This is a genomic window from Paraburkholderia sp. GAS41, from assembly GCF_050436545.1.
Lineage (GTDB): Bacteria > Pseudomonadota > Gammaproteobacteria > Burkholderiales > Burkholderiaceae > Paraburkholderia.
In genome coordinates, this window is sequence record NZ_JBNDMK010000045.1 from 12877 (window position 1) to 28920 (window position 16044).

A 16044-nucleotide genomic window follows, 5' to 3' on the forward strand; every position below is an offset into this window, starting at 1 on the left:
TTTGCAGTGAAGCATGTTCGCTGACATGCAACTGCTACCTGCGATTCCGCCTCCCGTTACCACGGGTGGCCGGGTGCTGTATCTTGACTTCGATGGTGTACTGCATCCGGAAGACGTGCGCCGGCGAGCGGGCAAGGGCCCGTATATTGCCAGCCCATCGGGCCACGTTCTTTTCGAGCACGCGCCGCTGCTTGCAGATGTTTTGCGGCCGTATCCCGACATCCACATTGTGTTGTCAACGTCATGGGTGCGCTGGTACAGAAGCGTCCATCGCGTCACACGCAAGCTTCCACCAGAACTCAGGGCGCGGGTGGTCGGGGCGACGTATCACCAGGATATGGACGAGGAGTCTTTCCAGCAGGCGCCGAGAGGCATGCAGGTATGGGCAGACGTGCTGCGCAGGAAACCAGCCGCCTGGCTCGCACTGGATGACGACTACCTTCACTGGCCGACGTGGTGTCGGGAGCAACTGGTCCGCACCGACGACGTACTTGGGATCAGTGCGCCCCGGGTGCTTGATGAGCTGATAACCAAGGTGCTACTGATGAATGATACGCAGGCTCAATGATGGAGAGTCATGCGGGCGGGGCGGTCCCTCGCCCGACTACGGAATTGCAGGTTAGAGTGTCGCGGAGCGGACAAGTCAGCGCCCTGTACAGGAATGTGATGATTGCCGGCGAGCAGACACGCATCGGACGAAGGTAATACGGTTCGTCCGGGAGCAGATGGATGAAACACTCCGAAAAATGAGCGCGAGCATTCCATGAGCAGGGGAAGATGAGCTAAACCATGTCAGGCCCGAACCGGTGCAGACTGTCGAAGACAACATCCCTTCGCTTGAGACAGTCGAGGAAGCTACGTTGTCCGATGACGTAGTCAGTTTCTACCTGCGACGCTGCGAGCTTGCGGTTCGTCTCTCGGCCTCATGTTGTCAGGTTCGTCACTGGCAGGCTTCCAGTGCTGATCAGTCGCACGGGCACCAACTTTCCAGACGTTCGGAACCACGTCATCGCTTCGCTATTCCTGTTGCACGCGCGATGGTGTCGAGAGCCGAGAGGAGATGTCCTTGAGTGGGGGCATCATCCATCAGAAAATGGTCAGCCGGGGTGTGCCCGGTATAAGTCAGCGTCGGGACAAATGAATTTCCGTGCTTTGGCATTTGTGAATCCACGACGCCCTCGGAGGCACGTACTGAAGCTTCCAGCAACACCGCTACGAGGTTGTCGTATTTTGCTGGATCGGTAACCGCCAGGTCTGATACATACTGGACCGCGCGATCAAGGTCGCCATCGCTGTCCGGATTGAAGCCACCTCCGAGCCAGGAAAGCGCTTCCGCAACGACTTTCGCGGCGTTTCGGAGTTCTACGGATCTGCCGTCTTCCTGTGTCATCATTTTGAGCACAGGCTCGTAAAAACGTAACCGCGTGCCTCCGTGTTTCTGCAGGCGCTCGATCCAGCCATCAGAACAACCGGAGATCCTCCAGCGGCAGGCCGTTTTTCTCGACCATCCTGTTGTAGCGTGCGATCGCGTCCGCATTCTCCTGCTGCCACAGGCTGGCACGCCGCTCGGCGACCGCCTGGACCAGTCCGGCAATCGCAGCCTCAGCTACATCGATCCCAAGTTCACTGGCTTCGGCCAGCAGGCTTTCCGGCAGATCAACGGTGGTTGCGCGCTTCGGGCCATTAGAGGTGGCCGGCAGCCAGGCGAGCAGTGTTTTGGTCAGCAGCGTTTCGGTCAGGACGGTGTCGTCCTCAGGCAGGGCCAGCCAGCTCGCGCACAGACGACCCGAATAGCGCATCCAGGCGAGCGCGATGGCGGGCCTGGAGGTCGTTCTCCCGGCCTTCTGGAGGCAGGCATTCATGCGCTCAATATCCTCGGGAAACTCGTCCAGGATGGATGGCTGGGAGGTCATGGGCATGGGCTCGGCTTTCCAGACTGGTTGACACCATTAATGTCTTCGGAAGCATCGGGACGATCAAGTGGGAAATGTTCAGCTTCGTGTCGCCCGATCAGCGTGGCCAGTGCTTCGAGCCGGTCACCGTCTGGCGTGCCCGGCAGCGGGTCGGCATCAACCAGCCTGAACGCTATCGCCAGGGCCAGCTGGTAGTCACGCTCGGTGTGGATCGGGTTGATGTCCATGACGGCTTCAGTTTACCGGTTCCGGCGGTGGCACGGGGTGTCCTGAAAGGCCTTGCCAGACGGGCCTGCGGGCGAATGGCCCGGTTGTCCAGAACTTTATCACACGCCAAACGCAATGGTGATAAGTGCAGTTATCGACATTGACACCAACTGCTCAGGATCGTCCGGCAGCGGTAAACTGCAGGCTCCGTGCGCCGGATAAACGGTAAAGGGCTTCCCGCATGACACGCAAAAAGCAAACATGGACATCGTTCCCAAGCGAGCTACTGGCCGACGCGGATTTTCTGGCTGAACGACCCACCGTCACTCAGATACTGGCCGACCGGCTCGCGCAATACGATCCATCCGCGCCCTATGCCGGCGAAGTGTGGCCCGACGCGCAACCAGTCGGTAACGCTCTCGTGTCACCCATTTGGCGGCGACGGCCCGCTACACTGGCTGGGTCGCGACAGGCCGCACATATCATCCGCTACCTGCGGCATCGCGCGCGTCGCCGGAAGCACAACATCCGTGGCCTGAAACTGGCGCGGATGATGGGCATGACGCTACCCATGCTGAAATTGAAAAGCCTCGCCGGTATGCCGTGGGGCGTGACAACCATGTGGTGGGAAGGCGGGATGGAAATCGCGACGCGTTTGACGCCGATCAGGTATGCAAAGAAGGCGTCTTTTTCAGCACATCGCCCGCACTTCTGGCGCGATCACAAGGGGCGCGTCTATGCCATGAAGGAACGGCGCAAAGGTGAGCGCCGCCATCGCCCGAAGCCGGGTTCGGCATTCGAGTGGCGGCAGCTTGATCGCAAATTCAGTGGGAAAGTTATCTGCGGGCGTTGAAGCGGCTAGCAGCCGAACCAGATCTGTCGTCGTTCGAGAAGCGAGCAGTCGGGTTCGAACTTGAGTTCGCGGACATGGAGGCCGCCGGTGGCACAGTGACACTGCGTCTGCCTGCCGCCACCGCGCGGCAGCTGGGCCTGGTGCCGCCCGACTGGAAGAAAGACACAGGCTGGTCGAAGGAGTAGGGCAACAGATGGAGAGGGAGAAACAACATGCCTAGCACGACTAAAACGCGCGCGGGCCGGACTCTGATCCGGCCCAGGCCCAACGAAGAGGCTGCAATTCAACAGGGGATTGACCAGGACCCGGATAACCCGGAGTGGACCGCAGAGGACTTCAAGAAAGCGCGCCGCTTGGGAGAAGTGAATTCAGTCAACGCGCTTGACCTGGAACCAGCCCTTCAAAAGTTTCACGAACTGGCGCTTGCTGAAGGAGACTTGGGCTACGCGTACTGGTACGCGATAGGACAGATCCTACGTGGCGCAGCAACAATGCAGGCGTCGCTGGATGCGGCTGGCGAGGAGTTGGAGCAGTGTCTCGCCCAGATCCCCAGAGGGGCTCGTGCACGTTACAAGATGCGTTCAGACGACCAGGTTGACCTCGAGATAGCCCTTCGAAAAATTCACGCGCTGGCCGTGGCCAGGGGAGACTTGGGCCAAGCGTACTGGTCCGAGGTAGGACAGCTTCTACAGCGAGCAGCGGCAATGCAAGAGCAGAGAGATGCGATTGGCAGGGAGTTGGAGTGGTGCCGCGCACAGATCACCAGCACCGATTAACGTGCGCAAAACATCCGGCTACACTGGCCGCTGCAATCGCGAACCCGTCATTGATGAAACCCAGCGACTTTCATATCGGACTCGAATTCGTCTACCTGGCCGGCTTCCGGTGGCGGTGCACGGACGTGGGCACGCGGACGATCGTCGCGATCCGGCTTGACCCGGGCGAGAACCCGATCTGGCATCAGGGGCCGCCCTACATTGCGGAAGAGCTGGTGTTTGACGAAGTCGAACTTGAGCGTTGTCATCTGACGCACGACGACGCACTTAGGGCGGCGATCCACGCGGCCGACACATCGGCACATCCGGGTTATCCGCACGAGGTGGTTCTAGAGATGCTCGAAGCGCGCGTGGACGACTATTAGCCGCACAAGGGTGTGCTGCGCTTTGACCGGCGCGCCGCGGATGGCGAGATCCTGCACCCGTACGCGGGCCGGCAGGAGGGCGACACCTGGATCGTCAGGCTGTATCTGCCGTTCCGGAAGGAGTACAGCGAAGTGCCGGAGCGGGATTTCATCACGCTGCCCATCGCTACGGCGGACGATGTCCGGGCGCGCGCCGGCCGTTAGCAGCGGAGCCCTATTTTCACTATTGATGCGAGAACTCGCCGCTCGGCGGGCGTCATCTGTTCGGTTCGCATCCTCGCTCCACGGTAGCAGGGAAGGGTGAGCCCTGACGGGACAAGGCATCTCGCGACACACTTAACATAAAAATGTCGTGTCACCCTTATGCCGGCGACGACCCGCTACACTGACCAGATGAACACTCCTTCGGAGGTCCGCATGTCACGCAAAAAGCCCAAGCTGGCCGACCTGCTCGCGCAATGCGATCCGTCCGCGCCGTATTCAGGCGAAGTGTGGGTCGATGCGCAACCTGTCGGCCGCGAGTTCGGCGCTCCGTCCAAAGTTGACGAAGCCACGATAGACCGTGCGGCTCGCGACAATCCGGATTTGCCCCGGTCATTCGTGGCCGAGACGTTGCAAGGGCTTGCCGAGGCTCGCGCAGGGAAAACCAAGCCCTTTGCGCCGCAAGGTAAGGTCAAGCCATAAGGATCGGAGGCTAAATGGACGTTCGACCACTGCACACTGAAGACGACTATCGGGCAGCGCTGGCTGAAGTGTCGGTGCTGGTCGATCAGGACCCGGAACCCGGCACACCGGACGGCGACAGGCTAGAGTTTCTTAGCCTCCTCGTTGAGCACTATGAGGCGCAGGAATGGGCGGCGTTCGCAAACGCCGCTGGCCGTTAGACTGGTTGCATCTTCATTGCCCCCTGCGAGACTCGCCCATGCTCGAATATCAGGATAAGACCGTGCAGGAAGTTGCTGCCTGCACCTGCGATCGATGCCAGCGGCGTATGACACCCGACGATACGCCGTGGGAGTGGGCGGAAAAGCTGTCCATCGTTTTCACGGCTGGCTACGGGTCGATTTTTGGCGATGGCTGCAAGGTTGAAATTGACCTGTGCCAGCAGTGTGTCAAGGAAACACTCGGCGCATGGCTTCGGATCACGCCCAGCGACGTGTGGGCTGTGTCGGAGACGGATACTGCGCACCTGCAGCGCTCTCCGACTAACGCGGCGCATCTGGAGCGCTCGATCGCGCAGCTGCGCAGTTCAGTTCGTCGCTACGACGATCCAACCGAACCGGTGTCACCGACTGATAACAAACCATTGTGAAAGGTAAATAAACCCCGGTGTCACCCTTTGCCGTTCGTGCTCTCTCAAGGCAATTTACTTTTAAAGTACTCTGAAGTACTCTTTGAATATTGCCCTTGGAGACCGCCATGTCCTATCCGCTCGATTCGTTTGTTGCCGTGCCCCTGTCCACTGAACTGTATGCCCGTGTGGCCGCCCGCTTTCCGTCGCGCGTAAGTTCGCTCATCGAGGATGTGCTCAATGACTTCCTTGAACGCACCGCCGACGATGACGGCCAGGCTCCGCGCACCGGCGTGAGGTGGGAAAGCCTCTTTCTGCCCAGCGGCACGCTCGCCCGCACGCGCTATCACGGCGAGGAAAAGCAGGCCGAAGTGATCGACGCCGAGATTATCTGGCAGGGCGAGGCCTATCCGTCGTTCGGCCGTCTTGCCAATGCCATGCGCGGCGACACCAGCAACAATGCGTGGAAAGTGCTGGAACTGAAGCGACCGACTGACACGCAGTGGCAACCGGCCTATCTGCTGCGTAACTGAATCCGCGTGTCTCAGTCGATTCCATCCGTCCTCGCGCTACACTAAGGCCGGTGTCAATCGGTTCGGAGGACTGGCACGACTGGCTGCGCGGACGCTTCCCGCGTTGAATCGTTGCAATAACCATCAAGGCGCTTGCCAAAAGATGACGTGTCACCCGTTTGCCGGAACTGGCCCGCTACACTGGCCGCATTACGTCACCGGAGCGAAAGATGATCACTTGGCATGTGACAAGGCTGCGGGTGCTGCGCGGTCATCGTCTGGACGTTGAATTTGCGGACGGACTGCGCGGAATCGTGGATATGTCGAATGACCGTTTCAGCGGCGTATTCGCGCCTCTGGCCGATGAGGCATATTTTGCGCTTGCGACGCTTCGCGATGGTGTGGTGGTCTGGCCGAACGGTGTCGATATCGCTTCGGACGCCATGTATAACGAAGTCAGCGGCAACCGTACGGAGGCTTCCAGATGACTCGCAAAAATCTCAAGCTGGCCAATCTGCTCGCCCAATGTGATCCGTCCGCGCCGTATGCCGGTGAAGTGTGGGCCGAAGCGCAACCGGTCGGCCGTGAATTCGACGCTCCAACAGGCGACAATCCAACGGCGCTAGAATGGTTACGGGGTACAGTCCGGCGTTACGACAACCCGACCGATCCTGTCTGGCCCGCTGACGACGAATCCTGACGCACGGTGCGTAAGGATCGGCCCTCATTCCTGGAGCCTAATGGGCACACACATCACTCTCGCGGCTAGCGACGGCACCGATTCCGCACCTTCGTGGCGGCTCTACGACGAAGTGTTCGAGACCGGTGTCGTCTACCTCGAACTGCGCGGCGTCGGCGTCGAAGTGCAAACACTGGAGACAGGCGGCGCTGCTGTCGTTCTGCGCCTGCCGGTCGCCACGGCCGAACAGCTTGGCCTGCACACAGTCGTGCCGCCTGACGGATGGGAACGGGCGTGCGACATGAACAAGTGGTAGGGGAGTGCCCATGCTCGAACGTGCACTGATCCGCGTCGCAACAGTTGCCGGGGTCGCGCGGTGGCTTGGGCGTGTGATGTTTTCACGCACCGAACGCCACAAGCTTGATGCGGCCATGCAGGCGATCGACACAGCTTCTTTCAAGGGCGTCGATGGACTTGACTACCAGCATCGCATCCGTGCCGAATGGGAGCGCGATTAGCGTAGCGGCAACAGGGGGAGGCGCCGCTATCGGTATATCCATACAGTATCGGTGCATCTACCCTGTCCCATTTAAGGGTTTTTCGTTTGGGGTTTTCGTATGGGGTTTTTCACGCGCCTATCGGCGCGCACTTGTTCCCTCACGGGTGGCTGCGTAGCTGCCGAAATACGGACTGAATGCCAGCCGCAGGAAGACGTCGAACTGGTTGGCCATCGATGACCATCCAAGCGTGGTCGCCGCCGGGCAGTCGGATGGTCGGTTTCTCGCCTGTTCTCCCGATACAGGCCTGAGCGATGTCGGCGTGCAGCAGGTTTCGCGCCGCAAACTCTCCGGACTGGTGCGTGGGCAGGGGCGGCTTCAGAAAGCAGACTTTAAACCAGAGCGCGTGCCAAGCCGGTGAAACTGCAGCAGAGGTCGTTGGTTGTTCAGAGATTTCCGCAACAATGCGTCAACGTAGTGCCTGCACCCGATTGTTCAGAGATTTCAGCAATTTTGAGAGAGCCGCCCGTTCCTCTCGGCGTGCACGCCTTTGAACACCCAAAGTCAGCAATATGCAGCCACTTTCCGTCATCCCACCTCCGGTCGCCACAGGCGGCCACGTGCTTTTTCTCGACTTCGACGGCGTGCTGCATCCGGAAGACGTGCGCCGGCGCGCGGGCAAGGGTCCCTACATTGCCGGTCCCTCCGGCCACGTTCTTTTCGAGCATGCTCCGCTGCTTGCCGCTGTGTTGCGGCCGTATCCGGACATCCGCATTGTGCTGTCCACATCATGGGTGCGCTGGTACAGGAGCGTTCATCGCGTGGCGCGCAAGTTGCCGCCCGAGCTCAAGGCCCGGGTGATCGGGGCAACGTATCACCAGGCTATGGACGAGGAGTCGTTCCGGCAGGCGCCGAGAGGCATGCAGATATGGGCAGATGTGTTGCGCAGGAAACCCGCCGGCTGGCTGGCACTGGATGACGACTACCTTCACTGGCCGACGTGGTGCCGCGAGCAGCTGGTCCGGACCGACGAAGTGCTCGGGATAAGTGCGCCACAGGTGCTCGATGAGCTGAAAGCCAAGCTTTTACTGCTACACGAGATGCAGGCCCACTGACCGGGAATCAATGCAGCGATACTGCAGCCAGAAACGGCACGACCCGTACATATCCGATCGTACGGGTCGCTGTTCGCGCCTAGCCCCTCCGGGCGACACCCAGTCTAGCGCGAGTTCGCTTGCCCCGAGAAACGTAGTCCTGATACCCGCATCTTTGTTGAGCAGGGACGGTAAACCATGAAACGCCATCAGCAGGCCTCGATCGAGTTTCGCGATGAACTCCTCGCCCATAACTGGCCAGACGATGACCGCGTCTGCGCGGTGACAGGGGCGCAGAAAGGGGACTGCGGGCGTAGCTACGTCAGTGCGCTGCGCGCCGAAGGAAGAATCCTGGGCGTGTGGTCCCCCGATCGTCGCTCGTTTTTCTACCCTGATTTCCAGTTTGACCAGCGGGGCTGCATCCGGCCGGAGGTTGCCCAGCTGCTCAACGTTCTGCCCGACTGCGACGACCCTGGAGGCTGGAGACGCGCGTTCTGGCTGTACTCGCCACATGCCCTGCTGGGTGGGAATGCCCCTGCAGAGGTTTTCGTCACGGAGCCCGAGCGGGTGATCGCGGCGGCGAACCACGAGTTCGGCGGAAGCCCGGACTCCGGATGGTGAGATGAAAGGGGGACTGCGTGGGCTACAGAAATGCCACGCTGGATTCAGGCGCGCTGCCGGCGAGCCTTTTCATCAAAAGGCAGGCCGCGACGGTACCGCCCGCGACGAAGGTCGTGATCATGTCGAGCCGCTCGGTCGACCACGGGAAAATCCCGTTCCACACTGTCTGCCACCCCAGGTAGCGCATCAGGAGCGCAAAGCTCAGGACGATGCCTGCCAGGCTGGCGGCGCTGACCAGCACCACGAGCATCAGGATTCCAAACAGTCGGGACCACGTCATCGGTTCAGATTCCTTTGATGCCTTTTTCACGCGCGACGGTGTCGAGGGCCCTGAGCAGCTGCCCCCGACTGGGTTCGTCATCCATCAGGAGATCGTCTGCCGGTGTGCGTGGGGCCTGGATCGCCACCGGAAAGAAGGGCTTAGCGCGGGCAGCGTCTGGCTGTGCCGTACGGAGCCTGCGCAACCAGCCGGTTCCCTTTGAAAGCAGCCGATCGATTCGCTCACCACGTACATGCTTCGTGTGCTGTTCACCATGCCCCGGCGTGCGGACCAGAGTCAAAGCATCTGCATAGCGGTCGCTACATCGGATTGGCGTGGACCACACAGCCATCTGGAACGACGATTTGAACCGGATCGAGATGCATCCAGCGCCGCAACGGACAGCGCGAGCGCCGCGGCAAAAGCGGTTCGCCAACCCGCCAGTTCCCCGATCAGCGCCCCGGCCGGGCCGCCGATCAACATGCCGAGCGATACGCCCGCAAAGATCAGCGACGTTGCCCGGCCGACATGCTCCTCTTCGACGAATCGGCCGCCGAGGTCCACGCTGATCGCCCAGAATCCGCCGATGCCGACACCGAACAGCGCGCGCGCCACGACGAGAGTCGCGAAATTGGGCGCGAGCATGGCCGTGAGATTCGAAATCACGAGCAGCAGGCCCAGGCCCAGCAGCACGCGCCGACGGTCGAAGCGTCCGACCGCTACGGTCAGAAGCGGCGCGGCGATGGCAGCCAGCAGTCCGGGCGCCGTGATCATGAGGCCGGCGGTACCTTCACTGACGCGCAGTCCCTGGCTGATATAGCGCAGTAGCCCAACGGGTAGGAATTCGGTTGTGCAGAACACGGTCGCGCTAAGTGCGACCGAAAGAACCGCGAGCCAGTATCGCGTCCGCGGGGGATCGATCGAGGTGATTTGCGTCATGATGTGTTCCTGTGCGTGAACCGTGTTGGGTTGCCGAAATGACTGCATTGCGGACACCGCGCCTACAGCTTCGAGCCGCCGTCGACATGCAGCGTCGCGCCAGTTGTCCATCTGGACTGGTCGGAGACGAGAAAGGTAATGGCAGCGGCGATGTCGTCCGGTTCGGCAAGGCGCTTGATGGCCTGCAGGCTGAGCGTCATGTGGCGACCCTCATCGGTGCGGGTGAAGCTCGACATGTCGGTTTTCACCACACCTGGCGCGACCGCGTTCACGCGGATGCCGCGCGGTCCGAGGTCCGCCGCCAAATGGCGTACGAGCGTATCGACGGCACCTTTCGTCGCGGAGTAGGCCGACAGCTCACCGATGGCTACGTGTGCCGAGAGCGAGGAAAGCAGCGTGACGCTGCTGCCCTTGCACATGATCGGCAGCAATTGCTGAATGAGGAAATACGGAGCGCGCACGTTGACTGCGAACAGGTCATCGAAATCCTCCACGCCTGTTTCTTCGAGCGTGGCTACCTTCGCGATGGCTGCGTTGGCAACGAGGATGTCGAGCCGTTCGCCGACAATTGCCCGGACATGGCGCGCAAGACGGTGCGGCCCATCGGGTTCGGCCAGATCGGCCCTGGTCCTCTATTTCGTGGTTCTGATCACGGCGCGGCAGTTCGTCGAACGGATTCATAAGTGTCTGTCTATCGTAGGCGGTCGGCGATGCGTTCCAGTCTCATCGATCGTCATTGTCAAAGGCATGATCGCATCAGCCGTAGCCAGGGTCGGATACCGCGCCGGGCAGCTTATCGGCCCGCCCCCAAAATCTTGCGCAGGCGCCGGCATAGCGGACGATGTCCTCGGGTCGGATAAGGAGGCTGCTCACTCTCCTCAGGGTTCGGCGGAAGAATGTCGATGTATCGCGAGGGATCGTGGGTCCAACGTTCTGGTGCATGGGCGCGTAGATCGTTTACCGAGGTCCCATCGCCATGGCGATAGACATTCGCGACGAGGAACATCTCTACAAGACTGTCGCAGATGCCGCTGAGATCGACGCCGCCTTTTGCGGCACATTCGGGAAGGTGCTCGCGAAACAGCTCCCGACCGGGCTTCTTGCCGGTCACACCGAGGCTGCGCCCCCATATGCGCAGCTGACGTTCAAAGAGGCCGGCTAGAGTGAGGGTAAATGCCTTAGCAGCTTCGTTCGCGGTATGGTTATCGACCTGCGCCGCCGCACGGTTGAGGAACTCGTTCATCGATGCGGCTTCGTCGAATCGAAGCTCGGCGTGGATCGGCAGCGCGTTTAAGCCAGGCCAGATCAACCGCTGAAAGAGACGGTCGGTGTTGGCTTGGAACACCCTTGGAAGATTGTCGCCCGGGATCATAGGAGTGCGCCCTCCGCGTTGTTCAACGCGGGGGGCTCGGTCATGGCCGCGAAGTTCGACAGCGTGACGCCGACCAGCCGAATGCCTTTCGGCGGCGGGTAGACCGAACTGATCAGCGCGAGGCTCGCCCCGTGACCGACAGCCACCGGCTTACCCTGCAGTGTTGGGTTATCCCGTTGCTCGACCAGAGCATAGAAAGCGTTCATGTCAACGTGGATGATCTTGCGAGTCTACCTTCAACCATAGCGATGGACGATAGCATGGGGCATGAACAAAAGGGATACATGACTCCGAAGGACGCCGAGAGCGACGCCTGGTTCGCCCGTTTGCATCTGCTGCTGTTGTTTGAGCAGAGTTATAGTGGCCAAGAACGAAATTGTTGCTTGAGGCCGCCCGCCTCAAATGGGAGCCAGGATGCTGAAGGCCAGCGAAGAGGAAATCGAGTCCATTCGGGAATACTTCGAATGGCAAGCCCCCGACCTAGAAGTAACCTTCATGCAAAAGGTCTACTCCGAAGCGGTGCTGAACATGCGCCACGACGTGTGGGACATACACACCAACAAAGACCGATGGTGGGTCATCACTGGCGGCACCAACCTCTATTCCCAGCAACAGTTCCCTAATATGGACCTGGCGCTGACCTTCCACATCGGTCTGATTCTGCGTATCCCCCGCACCGAGCAGGACCAACGGGACGACATGCGCCTCCTTCCGTTCGGGCCACTCTTCGAGAAGATGGAAGAGGCCGGCGATGCAGTCAGCCAGGCCCACAATCTCGCGGACTACCAGGCGGTTGGTGTTCGTTGCCGAGAGACTTTGCTTGAGTTGATAGGCGTCGCCCAGGACGCCGCGGTGTGGACGGAAACGCCGCCTCAGCGCGCCAATTTCCGCGAGTGGTCGGAAATCATCTGCAACGCTCTCGTGCCCGGCAACACCAATCGGGAGCGACGCGGTGCCTTGAAAGGTGCGCTCGATAGCGCTTGGACGTTTTCCAATTGGCTGACGCATGCAAAATCAGCTACCTGGCTCGATGCCGACTTGGCGCACACGTTGATTCAGCATGCCATCGGTATGGCCACCTCCCTGATCCTTCGTGAGCTACGCGGCGTGCCGGAGGCTTGTCCGAACTGCGGATCGCCCGATCTTGTGCCCGAAAAGGGCGAAACCACTGCGGCGCCGGGCGTGGTCTGGGAACGACCGCGATGCGCCGACTGCGGATGGGCCGGCAGACCTGTTCCAATCCTTGATGCCGAGAACGGGCGGCCACTCATAACCCGCGAAGGCAAGGAGACCCACGACCACAGCATTATGACCGTGCCGTTGCGTGCCATCCGGAAGCCAGGCGATCCGGCGGTCGAAGCATTACAAGACGCAGAGACCGGGCCGCCGGAGCCGATCGAATATTTCGCTTATGGGTCGAACATGGCGACCGCGCGGCTGCGGCAACGAATTCCGAGCGCCAAGCCGCTGGGGGTCGCCACCCTCCCTCGGCATGAACTGCGGTTTCACAAGCGTAGCAAGGACGGTTCGGGGAAGTGCAACGCGTTTGCGACGGATGACAATGAGAGCGCTGTGGTCGGTGTTCTTTTCTGTTTTGATCCATCAGAACGTAGAAAGCTCGACGCTGCTGAGGGTGCCGGTAAGGGTTATGACGCCGCCATGGTGACGGTCGTCAATGACAAGGGCCGCAGGCGGAAGGTCCTGACATATATCGCCTCGAACGACGCCATCGACGAAAGCCTCCGGCCTTACAGTTGGTACAAGGATCATGTCTTGGCTGGCGCCCAGGAACATGGCCTCCCGCAGGACTACCTCGATGAACACATCGCGATGGTTGAAACGGTTGAGGACCCCGACGTCGCAAGGGCCTCAAAGGAGCGCGCGACGTACTCCGCGTAGCCCGAATTGCGTCACAGACTGTGCGGCTCGGCGTTGCGTCCCGTCTCTCTCCCGGTCCTCCTCGCCAGCAGCCTCGAGGAGGACACGAGCTTGCGCGGCCTTTCGCGAACCGCGATCAAGAGCGTAAGGACGATGGGCCCAACCGCCGATGCTCTGCCGGCCCACGCCAGCACCGAATCTGGATGACCAATTTGGGCTGCGGTTCGGACGTTCGATTCAGCGTCTTGGACTTCGCTAGGTGGCCGACTCTTGCCTGACGCGGTGGACCGTCATCGACCCGGAACCGCTTTTCGAGCCAGTGAGAATCAACGACCTTTTACAAGGTACAGCGGCCATTGTTTCAGTGGCGTTCGGAAGGTTCCCGGCCATTTCGGTTAGTCTTGCTTCTCAAACCGCGCCGACCAAACGGCCACGCCACCCAACAACTCCCATTCACCGACTTTCATTGCCCCGACATTCCTCAATCCCATTCAGCGCTCTGTTCGGTAGATCACATATCGACCGCGTTCTGATTCGTCGGAGCCGATCTGGATGACTAATCTCGTATCAAACTCGCGTCGTCGATGCGTGCACCGTCCGGCTGTCCGCGGCCCAGGCCCTCTTCGCGGATCACTGGCAATAAATTCCGTATCGCGCGGAAGCCGGTAGAAAAACGATCGTATCGATAGACAACACGCCTAACTGGTTGGTCGGTGAAATCACACCCGCTCTGCGCTCGGGGTTTGCCTCTTAACCGCCATTGCGCTGCAAGCGAGTCGCTTTCGCCGGATATCTAACGACTGGTGAGGTAACGATGAACTTCCAACGTTTTCTTGCAGCGATTGCCGTCGTTATTGTGGCGTCCTGCTCCGACCTGTCTACCGTGCTGGACAGACAGGAAAAAAATCTGGCCATCGATGGCGTCTATGAAAGACAGTTTCATACGGCGCTGTACTTTCCTAAGGGCGAATCACTGCACTACCCAGGTTATCTGGTCGGGATCGAAAAAAGTCCGCGAGATGTCGTGGGTGGCCCGACGACGGCGAACAGATTCGCGTATCCCGATGCAGACTACATTGTTGCGGACAAAGCGCGATGGCCCGCGAAGACGACCAGCGACATCCTTAAGTTGTATGAAGACCATCGCAAGGCGCTTTTTCTCTCTCACATCGTTCGGTATGGCGCACCTTTGGTGGCGAAAAAAGGTAGTGAATCGTCAGCGTTGATCGACCAATGCTTTGTTTATAACTCTTTTGAATCTCAATTTCCGGGCGACAGTGGCAGTGTGGTCGCGTGGCGCCACTGCGGGCTGCGACCGGGAGAGAGTGAGTTAAATCACGTAACGGTTCAGGTCCCTTCCGTTTCAGGTGCGGCCAATACGACACGGGACATCACCAGGGATCAGTTCCAAGAAGCAGGCGATGCGGCCGAAATCTACAGTGGCGGCCTCAAAGCACTGAAAAAGCTTGAGTGCGGTCTGGTGGCCCACGTCAACGCCGAACACTACACCCACTTGGTTATCATCGTGATGGGCTGGAACACTTCTCAAGATGAAGCGATCCGGAACTTTAACGACATCGTCGGCAATATGGTTGAAGCCTCGCAGGATCAACAGTTTGCCGCGAGATTTGCTGGCGCAGGTGAAGCAGAGGTCGCCGAGGCGCAATTCAAGCCGCTCGTCGTCGGTATGACGTGGCCATCGTACTGGAACAAGTCGAAGCTGGACTTTGTCAGCTATTTCGACAAAGCCGACGATGCCGACGAGTTGGGGCTAACCTGGCTCAATGTCCTCGTGAACCGGACCATCCCTCTCGTTCTGGCCCAGCCGCAAAAAGACAAATCGGGTAAGCCGACATCGTCACATTCCCTGCGTGTCGTACTGATCGGCCACAGTTTCGGTGCACGAGTGGCAATGCGCGCGTTATTTAGTGGACCCGTTCTCACTCCTCCTGCCAACCTCAAGAACCCTCAACCTTCGGATGGACCCGCGAAACCCGCGCCAATGGTCGATCTTGCCGTGGGTCTCGAAGGCGCCGTCAGCGTCAACCGATTCATACCATCGGAAAGCGCGGAGGGCGCACCGTATCGAGACTATGCATCGATCGGCACGAAGATTGTTCTTACCGCATCCGAATACGATCACGCCACTACGCTACCTGTGTGGTACAAGCCGTCTGGTTCGGCGCACGTGTGGCGTGAGGAATGTGGAAACGCAACTGACGTTTTCGACTGCTGGAGCGCCGCCGACACCTTTACTTACGCCAGCAGACCCGAGAAGGTCACCGGCAATTTCACGTTGTGCCCATTTAGCGGCGACGGCAAGTGCGTCCCAGTATCGACGCTGCCCGCGAAAACCGAGAAGAACAAGATCCTGTACCTCAATACGAGCGAAGGGATCACGAGGTACAACTCGCCGGACACAGGCGGAGGTGCGCATAGCGACATCTATCGACTACCGATGGGACGTCTTCTGTACATGTTGACGGAAACGTATGCGCGCCCGTACGCCCAGAACGATCCAGGACGTCAGATTGACCCGTCAACCATTAAAGACGCCGAGACTGCAGCAAAAGATTGCGCTTCCACAGGATTGACGTCCGCCGGGACTGAAGACTCGTCGCGTCAATAATCATACGGGGCTTGCATTGACGTTGATCGGTCTCGGCGTCTCCGGGAAGAGCGACTGCCTTTTGTCGTTTAGGTTTGTTTGACGCCTGCCCTCGACCACGAACCCGTGAGCTAACGACAACGCGTGCGGGCAGGCGTTGAATAAACCTCGAGGAAGGAA

General features: G+C 59.9%; 24 protein-coding genes and 1 pseudogene. 17 read left to right on the plus strand and 8 right to left on the minus strand.

The window, feature by feature from the left end; genetic code table 11:
• Nucleotides 1-13 precede the first annotated feature (13 nt).
• Nucleotides 14-568 (plus strand): HAD domain-containing protein, encoded by a 555-nt coding sequence (locus tag P3T43_RS34095; RefSeq protein WP_429285398.1) that lies wholly within the window; start codon nt 14-16, stop codon nt 566-568.
• 438 nt (nt 569-1006) lie between these two features.
• On the opposite strand, the gene P3T43_RS34100 is transcribed toward P3T43_RS34095, so the two are convergent.
• The 3 genes from P3T43_RS34100 to P3T43_RS34110 form a co-directional block, all read right to left on the minus strand.
• Nucleotides 1007-1393, minus strand: coding sequence for a hypothetical protein (locus P3T43_RS34100; protein WP_429285399.1), 387 nt, complete (start codon nt 1391-1393; stop codon nt 1007-1009).
• A 67-nt stretch (nt 1394-1460) separates the two neighbouring features.
• Entirely contained in the window at nt 1461-1919 is a 459-nt protein-coding gene (locus P3T43_RS34105) for a type II toxin-antitoxin system CcdA family antitoxin (RefSeq protein ID WP_429285400.1), read from the minus strand.
• Nucleotides 1910-2140: a hypothetical protein gene (locus tag P3T43_RS34110; protein ID WP_429285401.1), complete on the minus strand. Its 231-nt coding sequence runs from the start codon at nt 2138-2140 to the stop codon at nt 1910-1912. Before P3T43_RS34110 ends, P3T43_RS34105 begins: the two co-directional genes overlap by 10 nt.
• Nucleotides 2141-2670: 530 nt before the next feature.
• Between P3T43_RS34110 and P3T43_RS34115 the strand changes: the two genes are divergently transcribed.
• From P3T43_RS34115 to P3T43_RS34180, 14 genes are all read left to right on the plus strand, one after another.
• The gene (locus P3T43_RS34115; protein WP_429285402.1) at nt 2671-2973 is read left to right on the plus strand and encodes a hypothetical protein; all 303 of its coding nucleotides are present in this window, start codon (nt 2671-2673) and stop codon (nt 2971-2973) included.
• Nucleotides 2974-3185: 212 nt separating this feature from the next.
• Nucleotides 3186-3749, plus strand: a complete 564-nt coding sequence (locus tag P3T43_RS34120; protein ID WP_429285403.1) for a hypothetical protein — start codon at nt 3186-3188, stop codon at nt 3747-3749.
• 53 nt (nt 3750-3802) lie between these two features.
• Nucleotides 3803-4114, plus strand: coding sequence for a hypothetical protein (locus P3T43_RS34125; protein WP_429285404.1), 312 nt, complete (start codon nt 3803-3805; stop codon nt 4112-4114).
• A gap of 12 nt (nt 4115-4126) precedes the next feature.
• Nucleotides 4127-4318 (plus strand): hypothetical protein, encoded by a 192-nt coding sequence (locus P3T43_RS34130; protein WP_429285405.1) that lies wholly within the window; start codon nt 4127-4129, stop codon nt 4316-4318.
• A gap of 213 nt (nt 4319-4531) precedes the next feature.
• Complete coding sequence (locus tag P3T43_RS34135) at nt 4532-4798, plus strand: hypothetical protein (RefSeq protein ID WP_429285406.1); 267 nt, start codon at nt 4532-4534, stop codon at nt 4796-4798.
• Between the two features lie 14 nt (nt 4799-4812).
• The gene (locus P3T43_RS34140; RefSeq protein WP_429285407.1) at nt 4813-4998 is read left to right on the plus strand and encodes a hypothetical protein; all 186 of its coding nucleotides are present in this window, start codon (nt 4813-4815) and stop codon (nt 4996-4998) included.
• A 38-nt stretch (nt 4999-5036) separates the two neighbouring features.
• Entirely contained in the window at nt 5037-5426 is a 390-nt protein-coding gene (locus tag P3T43_RS34145; protein WP_429285408.1) for a hypothetical protein, read from the plus strand.
• Between the two features lie 107 nt (nt 5427-5533).
• Nucleotides 5534-5938, plus strand: a complete 405-nt coding sequence (locus P3T43_RS34150) for a hypothetical protein (RefSeq protein WP_429285409.1) — start codon at nt 5534-5536, stop codon at nt 5936-5938.
• A 158-nt stretch (nt 5939-6096) separates the two neighbouring features.
• Nucleotides 6097-6405 (plus strand): DUF2442 domain-containing protein, encoded by a 309-nt coding sequence (locus P3T43_RS34155; RefSeq protein ID WP_429285410.1) that lies wholly within the window; start codon nt 6097-6099, stop codon nt 6403-6405.
• Nucleotides 6402-6617 carry a hypothetical protein gene (locus tag P3T43_RS34160; protein ID WP_429285411.1) on the plus strand — a complete coding sequence of 72 codons (216 nt, stop codon included), beginning with the start codon at nt 6402-6404 and terminating at the stop codon, nt 6615-6617. The genes P3T43_RS34155 and P3T43_RS34160 overlap by 4 nt, the downstream gene beginning before the upstream one ends.
• A gap of 40 nt (nt 6618-6657) precedes the next feature.
• A complete protein-coding gene (locus tag P3T43_RS34165; protein ID WP_429285412.1) occupies nt 6658-6912 on the plus strand; it encodes a hypothetical protein in 255 nt (84 codons plus the stop codon).
• A 10-nt stretch (nt 6913-6922) separates the two neighbouring features.
• Nucleotides 6923-7114 carry a hypothetical protein gene (locus P3T43_RS34170; RefSeq protein WP_429285413.1) on the plus strand — a complete coding sequence of 64 codons (192 nt, stop codon included), beginning with the start codon at nt 6923-6925 and terminating at the stop codon, nt 7112-7114.
• 599 nt (nt 7115-7713) lie between these two features.
• On the plus strand, nt 7714-8208 hold the full coding sequence (locus P3T43_RS34175; RefSeq protein WP_429285414.1) for an HAD domain-containing protein: 495 nt from the start codon (nt 7714-7716) through the stop codon (nt 8206-8208).
• 177 nt (nt 8209-8385) lie between these two features.
• The gene (locus P3T43_RS34180) at nt 8386-8808 is read left to right on the plus strand and encodes a hypothetical protein (RefSeq protein WP_429285415.1); all 423 of its coding nucleotides are present in this window, start codon (nt 8386-8388) and stop codon (nt 8806-8808) included.
• 22 nt (nt 8809-8830) lie between these two features.
• Here P3T43_RS34180 and P3T43_RS34185 read toward each other — a convergent pair whose 3' ends face one another.
• The 5 genes and pseudogenes from P3T43_RS34185 to P3T43_RS34205 all read right to left on the minus strand — a co-directional run bounded on the left by P3T43_RS34185 (nt 8831) and on the right by P3T43_RS34205 (nt 11584).
• The gene (locus tag P3T43_RS34185; RefSeq protein ID WP_429285416.1) at nt 8831-9088 is read right to left on the minus strand and encodes a hypothetical protein; all 258 of its coding nucleotides are present in this window, start codon (nt 9086-9088) and stop codon (nt 8831-8833) included.
• 276 nt (nt 9089-9364) lie between these two features.
• Nucleotides 9365-10006 (minus strand): MFS transporter, encoded by a 642-nt coding sequence (locus P3T43_RS34190; RefSeq protein WP_429285417.1) that lies wholly within the window; start codon nt 10004-10006, stop codon nt 9365-9367.
• A 62-nt stretch (nt 10007-10068) separates the two neighbouring features.
• A pseudogene (locus P3T43_RS34195) lies at nt 10069-10638 on the minus strand (SDR family NAD(P)-dependent oxidoreductase); the annotation flags it as partial.
• Between the two features lie 161 nt (nt 10639-10799).
• Entirely contained in the window at nt 10800-11378 is a 579-nt protein-coding gene (locus tag P3T43_RS34200; protein WP_429285418.1) for a hypothetical protein, read from the minus strand.
• Complete coding sequence (locus P3T43_RS34205; protein ID WP_429285419.1) at nt 11375-11584, minus strand: hypothetical protein; 210 nt, start codon at nt 11582-11584, stop codon at nt 11375-11377. The genes P3T43_RS34200 and P3T43_RS34205 overlap by 4 nt, the downstream gene beginning before the upstream one ends.
• 208 nt (nt 11585-11792) lie before the next feature.
• Here P3T43_RS34205 and P3T43_RS34210 point away from each other — a divergent pair, with 208 nt between their 5' ends.
• The gene (locus P3T43_RS34210; protein ID WP_429285420.1) at nt 11793-13277 is read left to right on the plus strand and encodes a gamma-glutamylcyclotransferase; all 1485 of its coding nucleotides are present in this window, start codon (nt 11793-11795) and stop codon (nt 13275-13277) included.
• Nucleotides 13278-14070: 793 nt separating this feature from the next.
• Nucleotides 14071-15885 (plus strand): hypothetical protein, encoded by a 1815-nt coding sequence (locus P3T43_RS34215; RefSeq protein WP_429285421.1) that lies wholly within the window; start codon nt 14071-14073, stop codon nt 15883-15885.
• The last annotated feature ends 159 nt before the right edge of the window (nt 15886-16044 follow it).